At 32.2% G+C, this 20,806-nt stretch carries 20 protein-coding genes; 10 read left to right on the top strand and 10 right to left on the bottom strand.

Going from position 1 to position 20,806, the window contains the following annotated elements; all coding sequences use genetic code 11:
• Window positions 1-5 precede the first annotated feature (5 nt).
• Window positions 6-374: a nuclear transport factor 2 family protein gene (locus tag Q0856_RS17230; RefSeq protein WP_298506998.1), complete on the top strand. Its 369-nt coding sequence runs from the start codon at window positions 6-8 to the stop codon at window positions 372-374.
• 59 nt (window positions 375-433) lie between these two features.
• Here Q0856_RS17230 and meaB read toward each other — a convergent pair whose 3' ends face one another.
• A complete protein-coding gene (gene meaB, locus Q0856_RS17225) occupies window positions 434-1,438 on the bottom strand; it encodes a methylmalonyl Co-A mutase-associated GTPase MeaB (RefSeq protein ID WP_298481199.1) in 1,005 nt (334 codons plus the stop codon).
• A gap of 336 nt (window positions 1,439-1,774) precedes the next feature.
• Here meaB and Q0856_RS17220 point away from each other — a divergent pair, with 336 nt between their 5' ends.
• From Q0856_RS17220 to Q0856_RS17185, 8 genes are all read left to right on the top strand, one after another.
• A complete protein-coding gene (locus Q0856_RS17220) occupies window positions 1,775-2,644 on the top strand; it encodes a DUF1080 domain-containing protein (RefSeq protein WP_298506996.1) in 870 nt (289 codons plus the stop codon).
• Window positions 2,645-2,789: 145 nt separating this feature from the next.
• A complete protein-coding gene (locus Q0856_RS17215; protein WP_298506993.1) occupies window positions 2,790-4,979 on the top strand; it encodes a radical SAM protein in 2,190 nt (729 codons plus the stop codon).
• 146 nt (window positions 4,980-5,125) lie between these two features.
• The gene (locus tag Q0856_RS17210) at window positions 5,126-5,701 is read left to right on the top strand and encodes a YdeI/OmpD-associated family protein (RefSeq protein WP_298481193.1); all 576 of its coding nucleotides are present in this window, start codon (window positions 5,126-5,128) and stop codon (window positions 5,699-5,701) included.
• A 209-nt stretch (window positions 5,702-5,910) separates the two neighbouring features.
• On the top strand, window positions 5,911-9,138 hold the full coding sequence (locus Q0856_RS17205; protein ID WP_298506991.1) for a hypothetical protein: 3,228 nt from the start codon (window positions 5,911-5,913) through the stop codon (window positions 9,136-9,138).
• Window positions 9,139-9,215: 77 nt separating this feature from the next.
• Entirely contained in the window at window positions 9,216-9,899 is a 684-nt protein-coding gene (locus Q0856_RS17200; protein ID WP_298506989.1) for a DUF2490 domain-containing protein, read from the top strand.
• A 78-nt stretch (window positions 9,900-9,977) separates the two neighbouring features.
• Window positions 9,978-10,616 carry a hypothetical protein gene (locus Q0856_RS17195; protein WP_298506988.1) on the top strand — a complete coding sequence of 213 codons (639 nt, stop codon included), beginning with the start codon at window positions 9,978-9,980 and terminating at the stop codon, window positions 10,614-10,616.
• 78 nt (window positions 10,617-10,694) lie between these two features.
• Complete coding sequence (locus Q0856_RS17190) at window positions 10,695-12,941, top strand: MMPL family transporter (RefSeq protein ID WP_298506987.1); 2,247 nt, start codon at window positions 10,695-10,697, stop codon at window positions 12,939-12,941.
• Window positions 12,942-13,098: 157 nt separating this feature from the next.
• Complete coding sequence (locus tag Q0856_RS17185) at window positions 13,099-14,283, top strand: LETM1-related biofilm-associated protein (protein ID WP_298506985.1); 1,185 nt, start codon at window positions 13,099-13,101, stop codon at window positions 14,281-14,283.
• Between the two features lie 256 nt (window positions 14,284-14,539).
• On the opposite strand, the gene Q0856_RS17180 is transcribed toward Q0856_RS17185, so the two are convergent.
• The 8 genes from Q0856_RS17180 to Q0856_RS17145 form a co-directional block, all read right to left on the bottom strand.
• Window positions 14,540-15,295 (bottom strand): LytTR family DNA-binding domain-containing protein, encoded by a 756-nt coding sequence (locus tag Q0856_RS17180; RefSeq protein WP_298481181.1) that lies wholly within the window; start codon window positions 15,293-15,295, stop codon window positions 14,540-14,542.
• 5 nt (window positions 15,296-15,300) lie between these two features.
• Window positions 15,301-15,648, bottom strand: coding sequence for a 2TM domain-containing protein (locus tag Q0856_RS17175; RefSeq protein WP_298481179.1), 348 nt, complete (start codon window positions 15,646-15,648; stop codon window positions 15,301-15,303).
• Complete coding sequence (locus tag Q0856_RS17170; RefSeq protein WP_298506983.1) at window positions 15,648-15,956, bottom strand: 2TM domain-containing protein; 309 nt, start codon at window positions 15,954-15,956, stop codon at window positions 15,648-15,650. The genes Q0856_RS17175 and Q0856_RS17170 overlap by 1 nt, the downstream gene beginning before the upstream one ends.
• Window positions 15,956-16,294, bottom strand: coding sequence for a 2TM domain-containing protein (locus Q0856_RS17165; RefSeq protein ID WP_298481175.1), 339 nt, complete (start codon window positions 16,292-16,294; stop codon window positions 15,956-15,958). Before Q0856_RS17165 ends, Q0856_RS17170 begins: the two co-directional genes overlap by 1 nt.
• Complete coding sequence (locus Q0856_RS17160) at window positions 16,285-16,587, bottom strand: 2TM domain-containing protein (RefSeq protein ID WP_298481174.1); 303 nt, start codon at window positions 16,585-16,587, stop codon at window positions 16,285-16,287. The genes Q0856_RS17165 and Q0856_RS17160 overlap by 10 nt, the downstream gene beginning before the upstream one ends.
• 56 nt (window positions 16,588-16,643) lie before the next feature.
• A complete protein-coding gene (locus tag Q0856_RS17155) occupies window positions 16,644-16,922 on the bottom strand; it encodes a 2TM domain-containing protein (RefSeq protein ID WP_298506982.1) in 279 nt (92 codons plus the stop codon).
• 104 nt (window positions 16,923-17,026) lie between these two features.
• The gene (locus Q0856_RS17150) at window positions 17,027-18,361 is read right to left on the bottom strand and encodes a 2TM domain-containing protein (protein ID WP_298506980.1); all 1,335 of its coding nucleotides are present in this window, start codon (window positions 18,359-18,361) and stop codon (window positions 17,027-17,029) included.
• Between the two features lie 10 nt (window positions 18,362-18,371).
• Window positions 18,372-18,995, bottom strand: coding sequence for a hypothetical protein (locus tag Q0856_RS17145; RefSeq protein WP_298481168.1), 624 nt, complete (start codon window positions 18,993-18,995; stop codon window positions 18,372-18,374).
• Between the two features lie 212 nt (window positions 18,996-19,207).
• Here Q0856_RS17145 and Q0856_RS17140 point away from each other — a divergent pair, with 212 nt between their 5' ends.
• Window positions 19,208-20,167, top strand: coding sequence for a PHB depolymerase family esterase (locus tag Q0856_RS17140; RefSeq protein ID WP_298506978.1), 960 nt, complete (start codon window positions 19,208-19,210; stop codon window positions 20,165-20,167).
• A gap of 11 nt (window positions 20,168-20,178) precedes the next feature.
• Here Q0856_RS17140 and Q0856_RS17135 read toward each other — a convergent pair whose 3' ends face one another.
• The gene (locus tag Q0856_RS17135; RefSeq protein WP_298481218.1) at window positions 20,179-20,649 is read right to left on the bottom strand and encodes an Lrp/AsnC family transcriptional regulator; all 471 of its coding nucleotides are present in this window, start codon (window positions 20,647-20,649) and stop codon (window positions 20,179-20,181) included.
• Between the last annotated feature and the right edge of the window lie 157 nt (window positions 20,650-20,806).

Genomic DNA, 20,806 nt, shown 5'->3' with positions numbered 1-20,806 from the left:
TAATTATGTACAACAAAAACAGTGAAGAAATTAAGCAATTAATTACCAATTATTTTGATGGCATTTTTCTAGGAGACGTAGAAAAACTTAAAGCATGCTTTCACGAAAACACCTATATCTATGGCGATATAAAAGATATAGATTATCTAAAAAGTGTGGACGAATATCTTGATGGTGTTAAAAATAGACAAAGCCCAAAAGATTTGAATGAAAAACTAAAAATGAAAATTATTGGAATTGATATCCTTGGGAAAATGGCAATGGCAAAGTTACATGTTCCTATGCTTGGCTATAACTATTATGATTATGTGTCACTGGCAAAAATTAATAATCATTGGACAATTGTAAATAAGATATTTACACATGTAGATTAAATGCATACAGCGGTTCGGGCTAAAGCTCTAGCCGCTAGTATTTATTCTTTTTACCTCCTTCAGAAGGTCTCTTTATATTTCTCTATAATATTCTGCGCAGCTTTTACTGGGGAAATTGTAGAAGAAACAATTGCTTCTTCTAATTCTTTTAATTGCTCGGCAATGGTATCGGACCCATAGAATAAATGCTTTAACTCCTCATTTATATTATTATACATCCACTGTATTTGCTGTTGGTTCCTGTTTTTTAGAAAATAACCATTCTCATCTACCAATTTCTTAAACTCTAAGATAGTTTCCCAAACCGAATCAATTCCTATATTTTTAATAGCAGAAGCGGTACTTACTTTAGGACTCCATCCAGAATCTGACAAAGGAAAAATATGCAATGCATTTTGGTATTGCCTTTTAGCCAACTCACTCATTCTTACATTATCTCCATCTGCCTTATTAATAACGACCATATCTGCCATTTCCATGATTCCTTTCTTAATTCCTTGCAACTCATCTCCTGCACCTGCTAGCATAAGTAGTAAAAAGAAATCTGTCATACCATGCACGGCAGTTTCTGATTGACCAACTCCTACAGTTTCAATTAAAATAACATCGTAACCAGCTGCTTCACATAAAAAAAGTGTTTCTCCTGTTTTATTAGCTACACCTCCTAAAGTGTCTCCTGAAGCAGAAGGACGTATATAGGCTTCTTCTAAAGTTGCTAATTCTTCCATTCTTGTTTTATCACCAAGAATACTACCTCTGGAGCGCTGACTACTAGGATCTATAGACAAAATAGCCACCTTATGCCCTTTTTCCACCAAATATTTTCCAAATACCTCTATAAAAGTACTTTTACCTACACCAGGAACCCCCGTTATACCAATTCTTATGGAATTTCCAGAATTTGGCAAAACACCTTGTATAATCTCTTTTGCAAGAATTTTATCACTCTCTAAATTACTTTCTATCACCGTTATGGCTCTGGATAAAATAACACGGTTTCCTTCTAAAATTCCATTAATATATTGTTCTACTGTTAATCTACTTTTCGCTTTATAATTTTTCATTCTACTGTATGCGCCAAAGCATATTTTATAGGTTTTAAACTCTAATAGTTCTTTTTTTTTTAAAATAAGTACGTTAAAAAAACAATCCTCTCTTTACGCAATAAAAAGAACCATAAATACTAATTAAAGATACCTAAAATTTAAAAGATTTTCTTTCTTTTTTCCACCTGATTTATCAAAAAATAATAACATTTTTTTAATTAAAAGTACAGGAAAGAATAATAAATGTCTTTATCACCTACGTTATTTCGTAGTTTGCGTAATTAATCGTAAAAGTTGAGGATTTTTAAGTTTATTTTTAACACTACACATCTATATACTGTTAAAATAAAATGTATGAAATCGAAAATCACTTTTCTATTCTTAGTTATTACGGCTTCTTGTTTTTCCCTGACCGCTCAAAAAAACAAAAAAGGTTGGGAAGACCTTTTAGATAAAGACTTAAGTAAATGGGATATTTTTATAGGTGTACCCCATACTACAGTTAATTTAGAGGGGTATGAAAAAGGAGATGGCAAGCATGGAACTCCTGTTGGATTAAATAAAGATCCATTACAAATATTTTCGGTAAGCGATGAAAATATCCTTAAAGTTACTGGCGAAATATACGGAGGGCTTAGCACTAAAAAAGAGTACAAAAATTACCATTTAATTTTCGATGTAAAATGGGGAACCAAACAATGGGAACCTCGATTAAAAGATAAAAGAGATAGTGGTGTTTTATATCATGCTCAAGAGCCTCATGGCCAATTTTGGAATGTTTGGATGAAAGCTCCTGAAATGCAGGTACAAGAAACTGATTGTGGTGATTTCTTTCCTTTAGCCGGTGTTAGCATGCAAATTAGAGCTACTAAACGTTCTGAAAATGGAAAAGAATTCTGGTTCTATGACCCAAAAGGAGAACTAAAAACTTTTAAAACAGGTGCTTCCGGTCGATGTAGAAGAATGAAAAATTTTGAAAACCCGCATGGCGATTGGAGTCGATTAGAGCTCATTTGTATAGGAAATAAAGCCTACCACATTGTAAATGGCACTGTAGTTATGGCATTAGAAAATTCTATGGAATATAACAAAGAGGATGTTGCCTCACCTTTAACCAAAGGAAAAATCCAATTTCAATCCGAGGCTGCCGAAGTGTTTTATAAAAATATAAAAATTAAAAGTATTAGTAAACTCCCTAAGAAATTCGCAAAACAACTAAAGTGAACAATATCTATAAGTATCTCAGAGCATTCAAATCTAGAATTATAGAATTATTTTTTATTTCTTAAAGGGCTTTTAAGCCCTTTTTATTTACTTTTTAATTTCTAGTATCTTTACCGCTTATCTCGTTTAAAAACAACATAGGCATTTGAAAGATATTTTACTTATTACTCCCCCATTTACACAATTAAATACGCCCTATCCTGCAACTGCCTATTTAAAAGGTTTTTTAAATACTAAAAACAAAACTGCCTACCAAATGGATTTAGGCATGGAGGTTATTTTACAACTTTTTACTAAAGAAAAATTACAACTGGTTTTTAATACGGCTTTAGAAAATGACACCATCATTTCTGCTAATGCGCAACGCATATACACCCTTAGAGATTCTTACTTAAAATATATAGCAGATATAATTCTTTTTTTACAAGGTAAAAATCAAACCTTTGCAAGGCTTATTTGTACTGATAATTTTCTTCCTAGAGCTTCTCGATTTGATCAACTCGATGATTTAGATTGGGCCTTTGGAAGTATGGGGTTACAAGACAAAGCCAAACACTTATGCACACTTCTTTTAGAAGATTTATCCGATTTTATAATCGAATGTATTGATGGTAATTTTGGATTTAGTAGGTATGCGGAAAGTCTTGGTAGGAGTGCGAATGATTTTAACGAGTTATATGATGAACTACAGCAAGAAATAACCTTTATAGATGCTATTACCTTAGACCTTTTAGATGATACTTTAGAAAAGATTAAACCAAAAATGGTATGCTTTTCCGTTCCTTTTCCTGGAAATTTATATAGTTCATTTCGTTGTGCTCAATATATAAAAACGCACTTTCCTAGTATTAAAACTGCTATGGGCGGTGGCTTCCCAAATACTGAACTACGACAGGTTACAGACACAAGAGTATTTTCTTTTTTTGATTTTATAACCTTAGATGATGGTGAGCTACCTATAGAATTACTCTTAAAAAATAGTATCACAACAGATAATTCTAAAAAAGAGTATAAACGTACTTTGTTATTAGAGAACGGAAAAATTGTATATAAAAACTGTAACCAGACCGATTATAAGCAAAATGAATTAGGAACTCCTGATTATTCAGATTTATTACTAGACCAATACCTTTCTGTTATTGAAATTGCCAATCCTATGCATAGCCTATGGAGTGATGGGAGATGGAATAAGCTGACCATGGCGCATGGTTGTTACTGGGGTAAGTGTACATTTTGCGATATTTCTTTAGACTATATTAAGCTTTACGAGCCAATAACTGCCAATATACTGGTAGACCGGATGGAAGAAATTATTGCCCAAACAGGAGAAACAGGATTTCATTTTGTTGATGAAGCGGCACCACCCGCCCTAATGAAAAGTTTGGCTATTGAAATACTAAAAAGAAAATTAACCGTCACTTGGTGGACCAACATTCGTTTTGAAAAAAACTTCACCAAAGATCTTTGTTTATTATTACAAGCATCTGGTTGCATTGCGGTATCCGGCGGATTAGAGGTTGCGTCGGACCGACTATTAAGGCTTATAGATAAAGGAGTAACCGTTGAACAAGTTGCAAGAGTAACGCGTAATTTTACCCAAGCCAATATTATGGTACATTCTTATTTAATGTACGGCTACCCAACCCAAACCATCCAAGAAACTGTAGATAGTTTAGAAATGGTAAGACAAATGTTTAAAATTGGGATTTTACAATCTGGTTTTTGGCATCAATTTGCCTTAACTGCGCACAGCCCAGTGGGTATAAATCCAAAAGATTATGCTATTACACCACATTATAATGATATTACCTTTGCAAATAACGATATAGAATTTACCGATCATACGGGTATTGACCATTCTCAATTTAGTTACGGATTAAAGAAATCATTATTCAATTTTATGCATGGCGTAAATTTTGAATTACCACTACAAGATTGGTTCGATTTTAAAATCCCGAAAACTACCATACATACGGATTATATCTATAATTCTTTGGAGAATGAATTGCCCAAGGTTCCAAAACCTCAGCAAAAAGTATATTGGCTAGGCACTATTCCCAATCTTAGCTATAGCACTAAAACTAAAAGAGGTGTTACTAGAGAATTGGTGGTATTACAATTTCATGAGCATAGAGAATCCTATTCTATCTCTTTAGAAAAAGAGCATGGAGAGTGGCTTGCTAATCAATTTTCAAAACTTAAAATATCAAAAAACAAACCTCTTTCTTTTGCTAATTTAAAAACAAGCTTTGAGGCGGATTATGATAATTTTGAACTTTTTTGGTCCTCCAAAGCAATTCAACAGTTACGCAACAGAGGGCTATTACTATTTTAACTAATAGTTGCTCTAAATATTTAATAGCCATTTATTTTGCTAATATATTTCTATTATTTACATTATTTTACTTAATATTATATAAATAATATAAATTTTTAACATTATTACTCTTACATAAATAATACACATAAGATTCCCTCTACATGACCACTAAAATTCAACTTTACTTTAAAAATGATGAAGAATGGCGACAATGGCTACACAAAAATCATACTAACGAGGAAGGTATTTATTTAATATTTTACAAAGTAGACCACTCTATGGAAAGCATGCGATGGGAAGAAGCGGTAAAAGTTGCATTATGCTATGGTTGGATAGATAGTACAGTAAAGAGTCTTGGAGACGGAAAAAGACAACAGTATTTTTGTCCTAGAAAAAAGAAAAGTGTATGGAGTAAGCTTAACAAAACATATATAAAAAAGCTCATTAAAAATGATTTAATGCATGAAAGCGGGTTAGCAAAAATAAAGCAAGCCAAAAAAGATGGCTCTTGGACTGTATTAGATAATGTGGAAAATGGTATAATCCCCAAAGATTTGCGCATTGCATTTAATCAAAATAAAGAAGCTTTTACTAATTATTCTAATTTTAGTCGCAGTTATAGAAAAAGTTATTTATACTGGTTAAACCAGGCTAAAAGAGAAGCAACCAGACAAAAGAGAATTGCAGAAATTATTAACCTATGCTCTCAGAACATAAAAACTAGAGGCAACTGGTAATACTTCCAAAACTTAATAGATAATCCATATGCAATTGCTTTAAAATTTTTCTCAAAATAAAAAACAGTTATACAGTGGCACCCAGTAGTTTCTTACTTGTATTTTATTCTATACATTCTTTTTGTTAACACTTAAAATTACCTTTCGCTTCCTCAATTTTTTATTTCGTTTTTTGGTATATTTAACCGACTAATTAATATAAAAAATAAATGAAAAAATTATTATTCTTTTCTATGCTTTTTGCCTCCTTTACTCTTTTTTCTCAAGAGTTTAAAATGGATCTAGTACAAGACTTAAAACCAAGAAATATAGGCCCTGGCGGTATGAGCGGGCGTGTTACTAGTATTGATGTTGTACTCGACAATCCGGATATTATGTATGTCGGAACAGCCTCTGGTGGTTTATGGAAATCTACCTCTGGAGGCATTAAATGGACTCCTATCTTTGAAAAAGAACTTACAGGTTCTATAGGCGCTATTGCTATTCAACAATCTAACCCTTCTATTGTATGGGCTGGTACAGGTGAAGGAAATCCTAGAAATAGCTTAAATGGTGGTTTTGGAATATATAAATCCTTAGATGGTGGTAAAACATGGAAATCTATGGGATTAGAAAAAACACGCCATATTCATAGAATAAAAATTGACCCAATGAATCCGAATACGGTTTATGTTGGCGCCATTGGTTCTCCTTGGGGTGAGCACGCAGAGAGAGGTGTTTATAAAACCACGGATGGTGGTAAATCTTGGAAAAGAATCCTATTTGTAAACAACAAAACGGGAGCTGCAGATTTGGTTATGGACCCCAATAATCCTAATAAACTAATTGCTGCTATGTGGGAACACAAAAGAGACCCTTGGTTTTTCAAATCTGGCGGAAAAGGTAGCGGGCTTTATATTACAAACGATGGCGGAGAAAACTGGAAAAAATTATCGGAAGAAGATGGACTACCAGAAGGCAACTTAGGACGCATAGGTATTGCTATAGCTCCCGGAAAAACAGATGTTATTTATGCGCTTATTGAAGCTAAAAAAAATGCCTTATACAAATCTATAGATGGAGGTGTTAAATGGAAAAAAATTAATGACAAAACAGATATTGGCAACCGGCCATTTTATTATTCCGAAATCTATGTCGACCCACAGAATGAAAATAGAATCTATTCTGTTTTTACCTATATAAATGTCTCTGAAGATGGTGGTAAAAACTTTACGCAACTTATGCCAGCATACGGCGTAGTTAATGGGGTACACCCTGATCATCATGCCTGGTGGATTCACCCTACAAATGGTCAATTTATGATGGATGGTAATGATGGAGGCCTAAACATAACCAAAGACGGTGGAAAAACGTGGCGCTTTATAGGGAATTTACCTGTGGCTCAATTCTATCATATTAATATAGATAACGAATACCCATATAATGTATACGGCGGAATGCAGGATAATGGTTCTTGGAGAGGACCTGCTTATGTTTGGAAAGCACAAGGAATACGTAATAGTTATTGGCAAGAAATTGCTTTTGGTGATGGTTTTGATGTTGTTCCGGATAAGGACAATTCTCAATTCGGTTACGCCATGAGTCAGCAAGGATATGTTTCTAGATATGATTGGAAAACAGGAAACAACTATATTGTTAGACCTACCCCTCCAGATGCAAAAACTAAATTACGTTTTAACTGGAATGCAGCTATTGGACAAGACCCCTTTGATAATAGTACCGTATATTTTGGAAGTCAGTTTGTTCATAAAAGCACAGATAAAGGTCTTACTTGGAAAGTAATTTCTGGTGACTTAACTACTAATGACCCAGAAAAACAAAAACAAAGTGAAAGTGGTGGTTTAACTATGGATGCTACTGGAGCAGAAAACCATTGCACTTTATTGGTCATAGAACCTTCTACTATAGAAAACAATATGCTATGGACTGCTTCAGATGATGGGCGCGTGCATTACACTCAAAACGGAGGAGCTTCTTGGACCGAAGTTACTCAAAATATAAAAGGTCTACCTAAGGGAAGTTGGGTTCCTCAAATAAAAGCCTCTAACAAAAATAAAGGAGAAGCCTTATTAATTGCAAACGACTACCGTAGATTTAATTACACTCCATATGCCTATAGAACTAAAAATTACGGAAAAACATGGGAGCGTATTGTAGACAATAATGATGTAGAAAGCTACACGCTTTCTATTGTGGAAGATATAGAAAATCCCAACTTGCTATTTTTAGGGACAGATGATGGATTATACATTTCTTTTAATGCAGGCGAAAAATGGCAAAAATGGACAGAAGGGTTCCCTACTGTATCTACTAAAGATTTAGTAATACATCCTAGAGAGCACGATTTAGTTATTGGCACTTTTGGTCGTGCTGCATGGGTATTAGATGATATTCGCCCATTACGAGCAATTGCCGAAAACTCTTCTATTCTGCAAAACGACATTGCAATATTTACTCCTCCGATAGGTTACCAAGCAGCATACCAACAACCTACCGGTAGTAGATTTGGTGGCGATGCCCTTTATAATGCCGAAAACAAAAAAGAAGGTGCAATGATTACTTATTTTCTTAAAGAAGGTAAAAAGAAAAAGACACCTAAAACCGACAAAAAAGAAGAAAGCCTTACTAAGGATAAAGACTCCGTAAATACGAAAAAGAAAAAATTAGATGGTGTACAGAAAAAAGACTCTATTCGTTTTACTTTTTACAATGGCACGGAGCTTATAAGGACTTTAAAATACAAGACTCCAGAAAAAGCTGGTTTTCATAGAATTTATTGGGGTATGAATGAAAAAGGTGCCGATAGACCTTCGAGAAAAATAGCAAAAAAGAAAACCGAAAAAGAAGGCGCTAGGGTAAAACCCGGCATCTATAATGTTAAAATAGAATATGGTAATGAAGTAGCTGAAACACAAATAGAAATAAAAGCGGACCCAAGAATTAAAGTTTCTGCTACTTCTATTGATGAAGTATATTCCTTGTCCAAAAAAATACAAACGTATACACAAACTGCAACTAATGCTGTTAAACAGTTAGTAGAGAACAAAGATATTGCCGAGAAATTTCAGAAAGAATTAAAAGCTTTGGACAAAGATAAATACGAAGCACAAATAAAAGCTTCTAAAGACATTGTAAAAGAAATAAATTCTACAATTGCTCTTTATATTGGTAAAGAAGATAAAAGACAAGGTATTACCAGAAATCCCGAAACAAACGTTATGCAACGCATAGATTACGCTAGATATTATACCGCTTCCAGACAAACAGGAGTTACAGAAACAGAAAAAAAGCTAATTCGGTTTGCGGAAGAAGATCTATCCGAAGCATTGAAAAAGACAAACACTTTTTTCAAAGAAAAATGGCTACCCTACAAAGAAAGTATTGAGAAAACCGATTTTTCACGTTTTAAAGAAATTAAAACATTTTCTCTAAACTAAATACGTGTTTAAAAATTGATATTTATCAGGTATTAACTATTCTTTAGGCTCTATTTTTACTTTAAAATAGGGCCTAAATGTGTTTTACGAGAATTACCTCTGTCTTACTTTTACTTTCTTTGTTACAAAGTATAGCACAAGAAAAAAAAGAAGATTATCTCGGAAGCTGGAGTATTGTTTCTGGATCACATAGGATTGCCGATAAATGGAGCATCCCAACGGAAGCATATTATGGGACGTATAAATTATATAATTGTTATCATGATTTTTACTTTAGAACAGGAATTACCTACCAACCCTCATCTAAATTAAAAACAACCATTGGTTTTGCTTTTGTAGATATGGAACCCTTTACTTTCGTCGGGTCAAATTACAATTCAGAACAAAACGTTATTTACGAAGAACTTAACGTAAATCATAATTTTAGAAAGTTAAAAATAGGAAACCGATTTAGATTGGAAAACCGCTGGACAAAAGCTGGCGGTGACAAAAAATATGATAATCGATTTAGGTACAGGCTGCGGTTTACACACCCGATTATAAAGGCCTTATACGCTAGTTTTCATGATGAATTTCTAATGAACTTAAAAGGAAATGTTTTTAATCAAAACCGTATACAATGTTCCCTTGGTTATAAAATAACCCCTAATTTTAAGATAGAATGCGGGTATCTTTTTCAAAGTTTCCCCAAAATTAGTTACCATCGTTTGCGGTTAGTATTATTATTTAATATCAATTGGAGAAAAAAATCATCTATTTAGTTCTGCGTAGAGATTAACAAAAAGGAGTGTTGTTAGCTGTACAAATAATATGTATTTTTAACCTCAAAATTACACTCCATGAAAAAAATAGCCTTTATTGCTCTAAGTTTAATAGTATTTGCAGGATATAGCTGCAAAGACACTAAAAAAGAAAAAGAACAAACAGACACTAATTCTACTGTAAAAACAGAACAATATAGTATTGTAAAAGATTCTACCAAAGTAAGTTTTGTCGCATACAAAACCACCGAAAAAAAGCCTGTAGGCGGTACTTTTACCAAAATTAACATTACAAAAAGCACTACTGGATCTACTGCTATGGAAGCACTTAACGGAACTACTTTTAGTATTCCTGTAAGCAGCTTATTTACCAATGATGCTACCGGAACAAGAGATCCTAAACTATTAGAATTCTTTTTTGGTGTTATGAAAGATACGGAGCTTATCTCTGGAGTTTTTAAAACCGAAGCAAACAATACCTGCTCTATAGATATAACCTTAAATGGAGAAACAGCTAATATCCCGTTAACTTTTGAATCTACATCCGATAACTCTTATACGTTTAACGGTGTTATGGATTTAAAAGAATGGAACGCTTTGGACGCTGTTGCCTCCTTAAATAAGGCCTGCGAAGTACTACATACTGGTGCAGATGGCGTAAGCAAAACCTGGAGTGAAGTAGCTGTAAAAGCAGAAGTTCTTTTAGAAAAAAAGTAATCTAAAATATACTCGTATTAACAAAAGGCTGCTAATGAGCAGCCTTTTGCTTACCAGACCCTTTGTTATACTAAGATTATGCAAAAAGTTATTGCTCTAAAAAAACATATTGTATTTCTGTTTGTTGTTTTAGCAGCTATCTCCACTTTTTTGCTTGGGTTTCTTAAATTTACCTTTGATTTTGACCAATTCTTTCCTATTGGCGACCCCGATTTAATTTTTTACGAAGAATTTTCTAAAGAATTTGGTACGGATGACAATTTTTTACTTATTGCCGTAGAAAATAAAGAAACCGTATTTAAAAAAGACTTTTTAACTAGGTTTAATGCTTTCTCTTTAGATGCTGAGAAATTTAAATACACTAAAAACAGCTCGTCTTTAACAACTCTATTCTATCCTTTAAAAACCTCATTTGGATACACCAAAATACCGGTAGTACACCTTAATGATTCCTTGAAATACCATAAGGATTGGAAAAAAATACAAGAAGATAGTTTATTTACAAACACCTATATTGACGCTAAAGGTACTTCTTTAGTTGTCGCTATAGAAACAGAAGATAATTTAGATTATGACAGTTGTTTACTCTTTTTAGAAGAAGTTCGTAGCTCTTTAAAAAAACATCAGCTAAAAGAATACCATTTACTAGGAAGAGCATATTTTTACGAGTCTTTTGTTGCAATGCAAAAAAGAGAATTACTAGTTACTAGTGCACTTTCCGCCGTATTAGTTCTTCTTGTATTATTTATCATTTATCGTAAAATAGCAGTTGTTGCTTTGGCTTTTTCATCTATTGTAATGGCACTTTTGTTATTCTTAGGCCTACTATCTATCTTGGGAAAAGAACTTAATACCTTATCCTCTTTTTATCCAATTTTACTTTTAATTGTTGGTTCTGCAGATGTTATTCATATAATGGATAGCTATTTAGAAAAATTACATCTAAAAACAGACAAAACTACAGCAATTACCGAGACATTAAAAGAAGTAGGACTCACCACTTTACTCACCTCTGTAACTACGGCTATTGGATTTTTATCTCTCATTACTTCTAAATTACAACCAATTAAAGATTTTGGCTTAAATTCAGCAATTGGTGTAATGGTCGCTTATATAGTGGTTATATTTTTTACTAGTGCGCTATTGCTTATAATACCAAAAAAACACTTACTTTCTACAAAGAATTCTATTAAAAGTTGGAACATTTATTTGCTCAAAATAAATGTCTTTACAAAGAAAAACCCTAAACGAATTTTATATAGTGCTGCAATATTTACAGCTATATGCTACTGGGGTGTTTCTAAAATAAATACCAATTACGAGTTTCAAGCTAGTTTCCCAAAAAATAGTGTTTTAGCAGATGATTTTTCTTTTTTCCAAACTAAATATTCTGGCTTTAGGCCTTTAGAAGTAGCAATCCTAGCACAAGGAGAAAACAAAATAACCGATTTTAAAATACTCCAAGAAATAGATAAAATGGAGAATAAACTTAAGACCTTTAAAGACATTCGTGAAGTTACCTCCGTAAACCTCTTATTTAAAGGAATAAATAAAGCACATCATCTTAATAAAAAAGAGTTTTTTACTCTCCCAAAAGAAGAAAAAACATATAACTTATATAATAGAGACATTAAAAAAGTAGCCCGCAAACAATTACAGAAATTTGTGAATGTAGACAATTCTAAAGGCCGTATCTCTGCCAAAGTATTAGATATTGGTACGGATAGCTTAATAAAGGTATATGAAGACTTAAATCATTTTATAACCACAAAAACGGATAGTTCTTTAGTACGTTTTAGACTTACTGGCAAAGGAATGTTATTAGATAAAAATTCTGTTTACATAAGAAACAGTTTACTACAGGGTTTAGGTATAGGCTTAATTCTTGTTGGGATTATCATGGTTATTCTTTTTAAAGACATTAAACTACTTATTATTTCTCTAGTACCTAACATACTACCTCTTCTATTTGCGGGTGCGCTCTTAGGTTTCTTAGAAATACCATTAGAAGCCACAATTTCTATAGTCTTTGCTATTGTATTTGGTATAGCCGTAGATGATACTATTCATTTTCTGGGTCGTTATAAACTATGCCGATTTAAAGGACTATCTAAAGAAGAAGCTATTGAAAAAACATTTAAAGAAACAGGTAGAGCACTTATAATAACTACCCTCCTTCTCTTTTTTGGTTTTATGGTATTGGTATTCTCAATTCACCTACCAAGTATAACAATTGGACTCTTATTAAGTGCTACTTTATTAACCGCTTTAATCTTAGATTTGCTATTACTTCCGGTATTAATTCGCAAATGGATTAAAGAATAGGACCTTCACAAATATCTTCATATGTTATAATCGCAATAAAACTGTTAATATATTTATATAAAATAGTTTTTTACTGTAATAGCTCGAAAAGAAGGGCCAACATAAGAAAAATCTTATATTTTATTTTTAATTTGGCAACTTAATATTAAATAACCCTATGAACCCATCGTCTCTTGGCTGGATTGGAAAGTACTTTCATCTTATAAAAGATGATGCTATGCCATTCTCTACTTTTAGAGACTTATATGGTGAACTTAAAAAAACAGGTTTTGTTTACGGCATAAACATTCGAATACCAAGAAAAATAGAGTCCGAACATAAATTAACAGAGGATGAATCTGCCAAAATTAATCTTCTCAATGCCTTATATTACACCTATGTGTTGGAAACAGAAAAGGCCACTGTTCAAGAGTTCATTACCGTCGTTAATCAATTTTACACTTCACTAGAGATTAACCATGTTTCTTTTTTAGAAAAGCTGTTGACCACAAAAAAAGGCTCTAGTAAACTTGAAAAAATCATAGAATCTAGAGTTTATTTAGAGGATAATGTTCTTAGTAAAACATTTAATAGCATTATTACTAACTCCTTTTTATATATTGATGTTTTAACATTTAAGCAATATCTACATCAAAAAAACAATATTAGAGAGTATGCACAAAACATAGAATATATTGCTATAAACATAATTTACCATGCCCTAAATTCCAAAGAAAAAAACAAATCGGATAAAAAATTGGCCCAATTATTTGAAAGCTCTTTGACTTTTATTGACGTAGAATCCCAAAATTTTGATGGTTCATACAGAGAAAGAATTCTTGCCAATTCTGAAGAATGGGAAAATAGATATTACTTAGAAATGGCATGCTTAACGGTTTGGGAAGATAAATCTTTAGACTATAAAGAGTCCGACTTTATCTTCGGAATTGGTAAAGATTTAGGTTTTAGCACCAAACAAATTTCTAGATCCATAGAGGAGATAAGTTCTTTTTTTGATAAAAATTCAGAGATAATTCCTTTCTTAAAAGACAATAATTTAGCCATCCAATTTTACGATAGCATGTCTAAAATTGTAAATAAATTAATCATCAGAAATAGCAAAAGACTCCAAAAAGAACTTTCAGAAAGTAAAGAATTAGTTGCCTTATTATCCAAATCTACAGTCAAAGATTTGAGCTCAGAAGAGAAGAAAAAAGTACAAAATCAGCTCATAGATATTTGCAAAAGCGTACCTTCTTTAGCCATATTTATACTTCCTGGAGGAGCCGTTTTATTGCCTATTTTCATCCGACTTATTCCTAAATTACTACCTTCTTCTTTTGACGAAAATCGTGTAGAATAACCCCCTTTAAATCCAGTATTAAATAACTCAAAAAAAATAATTTTTCACCTTATTTAAAACCTTCAATTCAAGTATTAAACTTTGCACTTTACCTATAAAAAATAATAAAAATATCGTGTTGCTTTATATTGTAATTAATTGTACATTTAAATTCCTATAAAACCCCTTAAAAGGAAAGAAAAAGTGCCAAAATAGCTAGTATAAGAAAAATCTATAGCGATACTTAAAATTCACATAACCAGAATATTAACAAAACCTACTCCAACCAAAGCTTAAAGTCTTTTACTTTTTCTCTACTCACTATAATTTCTTGCTCATTATACCTATTTACCTTGATTTGAAGCCTTGAATTTGTATAAGAAACTATATCTTTTATATGATTTATGCTTACGTAAAATTTTCTACTTACTCTAAAAAAAGATTTTGGCTCAAGCTCATTTTCCAAATTTTCTAAAGTCATATCCAAGAGGTAATTTCTACCATCTGAAGTTGCAGCATAGGTACCTTTATTTTCACTATAAAAACACTCTACCTCATCTGCATTTATAATTTTTAAATGTTGCCCTACCCTAGCGGTAAATCTCTTTTTGTACTCTCTTTCCAATGGGTTAACTAAAAGCTTTTTTATATCCTCAAAATCTAATGCTAATTTCTCTGGTTTTGGTTTTAGACTTTTATATTTTTTTACAGCTACTTCTAACTCTTCATCATCAATTGGTTTTAACAAATAGTCAATGCTATTTAACTTAAACGCTTGCAATGCATATTCGTCATAAGCGGTTGTAAAAATTATGGCGCTCTTAATATCTATAACTTCAAAAATTTCAAAAGACAACCCATCGGATAACTGAATATCTAAAAAAATTAAATCGGGATGTTCGTTACCTTGAAACCATTCAATAGATTCTTCTACGGAATGTAACATAACCGATACAGCAACATTTAACTCACTCAGCAATCTAGACAATCTTCTTGCTGCAGGTTTTTCATCTTCTATAATAATTACATTCATAAGTTCTAATTATATTTTTCAAAAGAATCTTCTTCTTTCATTATCTTTTTAATTCTGCGTTCTTCCCACTTTCTTAGAGGCTTATTTTTAAAAACAAATAACCACAACCCCTTTATTAATAAAATAATAGCAATGATAACTGGTGTACACCATAAACTCCAATTTACCCAATACAAAATATGCTCATTATCTAAACCTCTATCAATAAACATTTGTAAAATACTATCATTCAAGAAAAATAAAACAATGGAAAAAATTAATAAACGTACTATAGCAAGGTAAAACTTTCGTTCGGTTTTAACCCTATGCATGGCTTTCTCATATTTTTTCGCATTTGCATTTTTCTTTTCCATTACTTATACTTTTTTATGGATGCTTGCCCCTCTTTCATGAATTTTCTAATCTGACGTTCTTCCCAATTTTTAAAGAACCCTGGGAGTTTATTAAAAATAATTAATCCTTTAAAAAGTATAATAAATGCCCAAATAACTGGCCCAATCATTACTAACCAGCTCCATTTTTCTGGTGTTCCTATATGCACCAAATAAACTCTAAACAAGGACAAACAAATGGTTCCTAATATTGCAAATACAATAAGAATATACCAATGCTTAACAGCTTTTACTTTCTTTTTTGCTAATTGTAATTTTTGATTATCCATTATCTAAATTTTTCAGATTCCCGTCTATCTTCTTCCATAAATTTCTGAATCTGTTTTTCTTCCCAATCTCTTCCAAATAAAGGATTTAAAGAAAATATTTTAATAGTATGAAAAAACAAACCTATTCCCCAGAAAACCCAAACAGCAAATGTGTTAAAATCAAAAAATGCTTCACTAAAGGTTTCTCCGTTATTTATATTGCCAATAATCTTTGCTACAGAGATAAAGGTATTCACCGCTATATAAGCCGCTAAATGCCCGTAATATCCTTTTAAATCGGCTACTCGTTTTTTAGCTTTACGTAGCTTTTCTCTTTGACTTCCCTCTTTTATTTCCATAAGTCATTTTTTTTATCTTCATTCATGTATTCTTTGATCTTGCGCTCTTCCCAACTAGTGCTGAAAAAAGTGCCATAACCAAAAACTTTAATAGCCTGAAAAACCAGCCCAATACCCCAACCAAAAGCAGCCCATAAAAACCAGGGGTAATTCAATTTGTCTGTATAATAATTAATTCCTGCAAGGAAAAGTATAAAAACAAAATAAGACATTAGACTAGTGTAAAATTTCTTCTCCGCTGCAACTCTCTCTTTTGCTTTTAAATATCTATTTTCTTTATCTAAATCATTCATAAGGTTGGTTTTTTTTATATTAGAGTAATTGTTTTTAAATATTAAATATTAATGAACTACCCTTCTTTACTCATATATTCTTTTAATCTTTTCTCTTCCCAATTTTTACCTAAAAAAGGGTTATAACCAAACACTTGCATTCCGTGTAAAACGACTCCTAAACCCCATCCCATTGCCGGAAAAATTACCCAAACAAAACCTGTTGTTGTGTAGTTAAATATTGCTAACATGGGTATTATTATGCAGTATGCAGTTAGGTTAGAATAAAAACCTTTCTCCGCTTGTACTTTCTCTTTTGCTCTTAAATATCTAGTTTCTTTACTTAAAGTATCCATAATTTTGTTTTATTATTATTTACTTCAAATTTCCTATAAAACCTTTCTATTTCTAAATATGAATTTCCGAATTGTTATCTTTTATGGATGAATTGTAAAAAAGGTTATTCCTTATCCTCCATATACTCTCTTAACTTTCGTTCTTCCCAATTTTTCCCCCAAAGTGGATTGTAACCAAATGCCTCCATACCATGAACAACAACACCAAACCCCCATCCTAAAGTTGGAAAAATTATCCATGGGAAACTGGTTGTATTATAATTTAAAATTGCAAGCATTGGTATAATAATACAATACGCTATTAAGTTACCATAAAAACCTTTTATTGCCTCTACCCGCTCTTTTGCTTTTTGATATCTTTTATCTTCTATATACGACTCTTGCTCTTCCATTACCGTTACCTTTTTAGTAAGCATAGGTAATTGTACACTGAAAACCGAAGCGGCTTTATCTATTACAACTCTTCTGTCTGTTAAAATACCATAGCGCTCTTGAATATTAACTAGCCCAACTCCACTACTTTTTTTAACCACTCTTTTTTCTTGAATATTGTTGGATACGCAAAGGTTTCCTTCTTCTTCAAAAACTCTTATAGACAATGGCTTATCTGCAGTAACTACATTGTGCTTTACTGCATTTTCTAGCAGTAATTGTAAAGACAAAGGCACAATTTTAGCTTCGGGATCAGAACAACTATCTGGTATATCTAAAATTATACTATCCTCAAACCTCATTTTTAATAATTTAATGTAGGTTTTAGCAAAATTTAATTCTTCATCTACAGACACTAAATCTTTGTTCTTCTGTTCTAGAACATATCTATAGACTTTAGATAAGGAAGTGGTAAATTTCTGAGCCTGGTATGGGTCTTCTTCTATTAAACTTGTTAAGACGTTTAAACTATTAAATAAAAAATGTGGATCTAGTTGATTTTTTAAAGCATCAAACTTTGCAGAAGCTGTTCCTGCAATTATTTTTTGCTCTTTAACCTTATTTTCCTGCCTGTATTTATAATACCATATCGCATAAAATACTAAGGAAATAACAATCGCAATAAGCATGGAATACTTATAACCTTTAAAATTTTGATCATGCAAAAAATCAGAAAATGGCACATTGTATATCCCTACAGATAATATTAGTTCCGATATAAAAATAGCAACTAAGGAGAGTAAAATGTTTCCCGAAATTGCTATCAAAAATCTTTTTATAGTAAACAAACTACTTTTATAATTATCTAAAAGATACTGTATCCAATAGGCATTAATAAAATATAATATCAGGGCATAAATCATATTATGCCAATATTGAGTCCAGGCCGTTTCTAGAGAAAACTCATTTCCTAAATCTCCCAATACATAATAAATACCAAGAACAATGATATATATACAGGTCCCTATAAAAAGGGACCTGCCTAAATGTTTTAAAAATGGTCTCATTTAACTGTTTTTATTTTCCGCAGTTCTTCAATGTCATTTCTGCTCTATCCTTTCCCCAATTTGGGTGGAATTCTGACTCTGGTTTAAAGTTAGTAAAAAGTTCTATGGAACGCTCTACTTCTTTACAATACGGCGTAGTATCTTGTCCAAAATATTTCGCAGATCCCATGTCCCATTCCGCTTTAGAGAAAACAACTCTTGGATTATTAGCATCTATAGCTAAAGCTTTCTGATACAAAGCAACCACCTCTGGTGAAAGAGTCATACCATACGTAGCACCATCAAAAGCTACATAAGCCGTATGTATCATTGCTTGCTGTACCAATATTTCTGGATTATTGGGAGATATTGCCTTTGCAATATCTACAAACTCTTGTGCTTTCTCTAATTGCTTTACTAATTTCTCTTTGTCTTTTTCTCCAAAAGACGCCACTGTGTTTACCTGTGCTGCATAATAAGCTGGCAACCAATTATCCATTTCTGCCGTTGAAATTCGCTCAAAAAGATTAGAAGCTTCCATTATTTTTCCTTCACCCCATAACTGAAACGCTTTTTGCATTCCCTTTGTATATTGGTCTTGTGCTGTTGTAATTGTAGCTACTAAAAATAATGCAATGGTAATAATTTTTTTCATGATTTCTATTTTTTGATTTATACTCCAAAGGTGTAGCATAAATACACTTTATAGAAAAAAGAAAGACTGAATTGTTGTTTTACTAACCTCAACTGTAGTTTCTTTTAAAAGTAGCGTAACTTTAGAAAACTTGGCAAGCTAATTGTAGAGCTTAAAAAATAAAAGAAGGTATATTCCGTTTGAACAAAAGTATAAGACCTAATCTGAGCCCTATGAAAACTACATCTATATTCATTGCACTAATACTACTATTCGGCTGCATAAAAAGAGAAGATAACACCAACCAAGAAACAGAAAAAGGCTTACTACAAAACCAAAAAATAAATATCTCTGGAGAAAGTAGAGAATACCATATTTATGTTCCTACAACCCCTGAAAACGCTCCAATTGTTGTGCTATTACATGGACACAGTGGTAGTTCTGACCAAATTTTAGGCTTAGAGAACACCAAGGCTCCTTTTAGTGTTTGGCTAAATATTGCGGAACAAGAAAATATTATTCTCTTAGTACCCAATGGAAAAATAGGTGCTAGCGGACATCAAGGCTGGAACGACTGCAGAGAAGAAGCAGATGGGAACCCTACTACGGATGATGTGGCCTTCATCAGTAATTTAATAGACACCACAATTTCTAGCTACAATGCTAATCCAGAAAAAGTATTTATAAACGGTATTTCTAATGGCGGGCATATGAGTTATAGGCTAGCCCAAGAAATACCAAATAAATTAAAAGCATTTGCTGCAATTGTGGCTTCAAAACCTGTAAACAGTACCTGCACAGATTCTACCACTCCCATATCCGCGCTTATTATGAATGGTACAGAAGACCCTTTAGTACCTTATAATGGCGGACAAGTTAATGGCGACCGGGGCCTTGTTTTTTCCACGGAAGAAACCGTTGCATATTGGGTGAACCGAAACAATACCCAAACAACTCCAATAATTACTAACTTACCTAACACAAACACTACAGACAATAGTACCGTTACAAAGTATTCTTATACCAATGGTACCAATAACACTGAAGTAGTTTTCTATAAAATTACTGGTGGTGGGCATACAGAACCAAGTTTAGAAGAAAGGTATGGAACTATTTATAAATTAATCGTAAAAGAACAAAATGGTGACATAGAAATGGCCGAAAAAGTTTGGGATTTTTTTAAAACAAAATAATACTTTCACTACTACAAAGATGTAATAGGAACACTATAGCTTTGCTTAATAGTACCTATTACAAAAGTACTATGAGCACTTCCTATATTAGGAACTGCCCCAAGGGTATTTATTACAAAATCTTGGTAATGCTTCATGTCTTTTACCATTACTTTTAATTTAAAATCATAATCCCCAGAAATATTATAACATTCTGTTACTTCTTGTATGGATCTAATATCTTTAACAAATTGATTTCCAATTTCTTTGGTATGCTGCTTTAGGGTAATATTGCAAAAAACAATTAATTCTCCTCCCAATTTATCCGCATCTAAAACCGCTATGTATTGCTTTATAAAACCTTCTTTTTCTAATTTACGAACCCGTTCATAAACCGGAGTTGGCGATAAGTTTACCAAAGCTGCTAATTCTTTTGTTGTAACATTAGAGTTTTTTTGAAGGTAATTTAACAATTGCAAGTCCGTTACATCTAAATTTTCCATAGATAATTTATCTTTTAAAGTATGTAATTTTAACATCACAACGTTATTATATCTTCAAAAATAACTATAATTAGCTAAATAATCTTATTTTAAAATATAATGGTAGATAAATAATCTTTACACATAATTTTGTACAGAAAAAACATCCATACTAAAT

This window comes from uncultured Maribacter sp., from assembly GCF_947496775.1.
GTDB lineage: Bacteria > Bacteroidota > Bacteroidia > Flavobacteriales > Flavobacteriaceae > Maribacter_B.
The sequence above is the reverse complement of the archived record's forward strand: the minus strand, read 5'-3'. Positions and strand labels throughout refer to the sequence as shown.

Bases quoted from the DNA above. Each gene is read 5' to 3' on its own strand.
- Q0856_RS17230 (WP_298506998.1), top strand. From the start codon at position 6: ATGTACAACAAAAACAGTGAAGAAATTAAGCAATTAATTACCAATTAT.
- meaB (WP_298481199.1), bottom strand. From the start codon at position 1,438: ATGAAAAATTATAAAGCGAAAAGTAGATTAACAGTAGAACAATATATT.
- Q0856_RS17220 (WP_298506996.1), top strand. From the start codon at position 1,775: ATGAAATCGAAAATCACTTTTCTATTCTTAGTTATTACGGCTTCTTGT.
- Q0856_RS17210 (WP_298481193.1), top strand. From the start codon at position 5,126: ATGACCACTAAAATTCAACTTTACTTTAAAAATGATGAAGAATGGCGA.
- Q0856_RS17205 (WP_298506991.1), top strand. From the start codon at position 5,911: ATGAAAAAATTATTATTCTTTTCTATGCTTTTTGCCTCCTTTACTCTT.
- Q0856_RS17200 (WP_298506989.1), top strand. From the start codon at position 9,216: ATGTGTTTTACGAGAATTACCTCTGTCTTACTTTTACTTTCTTTGTTA.
- Q0856_RS17195 (WP_298506988.1), top strand. From the start codon at position 9,978: ATGAAAAAAATAGCCTTTATTGCTCTAAGTTTAATAGTATTTGCAGGA.
- Q0856_RS17190 (WP_298506987.1), top strand. From the start codon at position 10,695: ATGCAAAAAGTTATTGCTCTAAAAAAACATATTGTATTTCTGTTTGTT.
- Q0856_RS17185 (WP_298506985.1), top strand. From the start codon at position 13,099: ATGAACCCATCGTCTCTTGGCTGGATTGGAAAGTACTTTCATCTTATA.
- Q0856_RS17180 (WP_298481181.1), bottom strand. From the start codon at position 15,295: ATGAATGTAATTATTATAGAAGATGAAAAACCTGCAGCAAGAAGATTG.
- Q0856_RS17175 (WP_298481179.1), bottom strand. From the start codon at position 15,648: ATGGAAAAGAAAAATGCAAATGCGAAAAAATATGAGAAAGCCATGCAT.
- Q0856_RS17170 (WP_298506983.1), bottom strand. From the start codon at position 15,956: ATGGATAATCAAAAATTACAATTAGCAAAAAAGAAAGTAAAAGCTGTT.
- Q0856_RS17165 (WP_298481175.1), bottom strand. From the start codon at position 16,294: ATGGAAATAAAAGAGGGAAGTCAAAGAGAAAAGCTACGTAAAGCTAAA.
- Q0856_RS17160 (WP_298481174.1), bottom strand. From the start codon at position 16,587: ATGAATGATTTAGATAAAGAAAATAGATATTTAAAAGCAAAAGAGAGA.
- Q0856_RS17155 (WP_298506982.1), bottom strand. From the start codon at position 16,922: ATGGATACTTTAAGTAAAGAAACTAGATATTTAAGAGCAAAAGAGAAA.
- Q0856_RS17150 (WP_298506980.1), bottom strand. From the start codon at position 18,361: ATGAGACCATTTTTAAAACATTTAGGCAGGTCCCTTTTTATAGGGACC.
- Q0856_RS17145 (WP_298481168.1), bottom strand. From the start codon at position 18,995: ATGAAAAAAATTATTACCATTGCATTATTTTTAGTAGCTACAATTACA.
- Q0856_RS17140 (WP_298506978.1), top strand. From the start codon at position 19,208: ATGAAAACTACATCTATATTCATTGCACTAATACTACTATTCGGCTGC.
- Q0856_RS17135 (WP_298481218.1), bottom strand. From the start codon at position 20,649: ATGGAAAATTTAGATGTAACGGACTTGCAATTGTTAAATTACCTTCAA.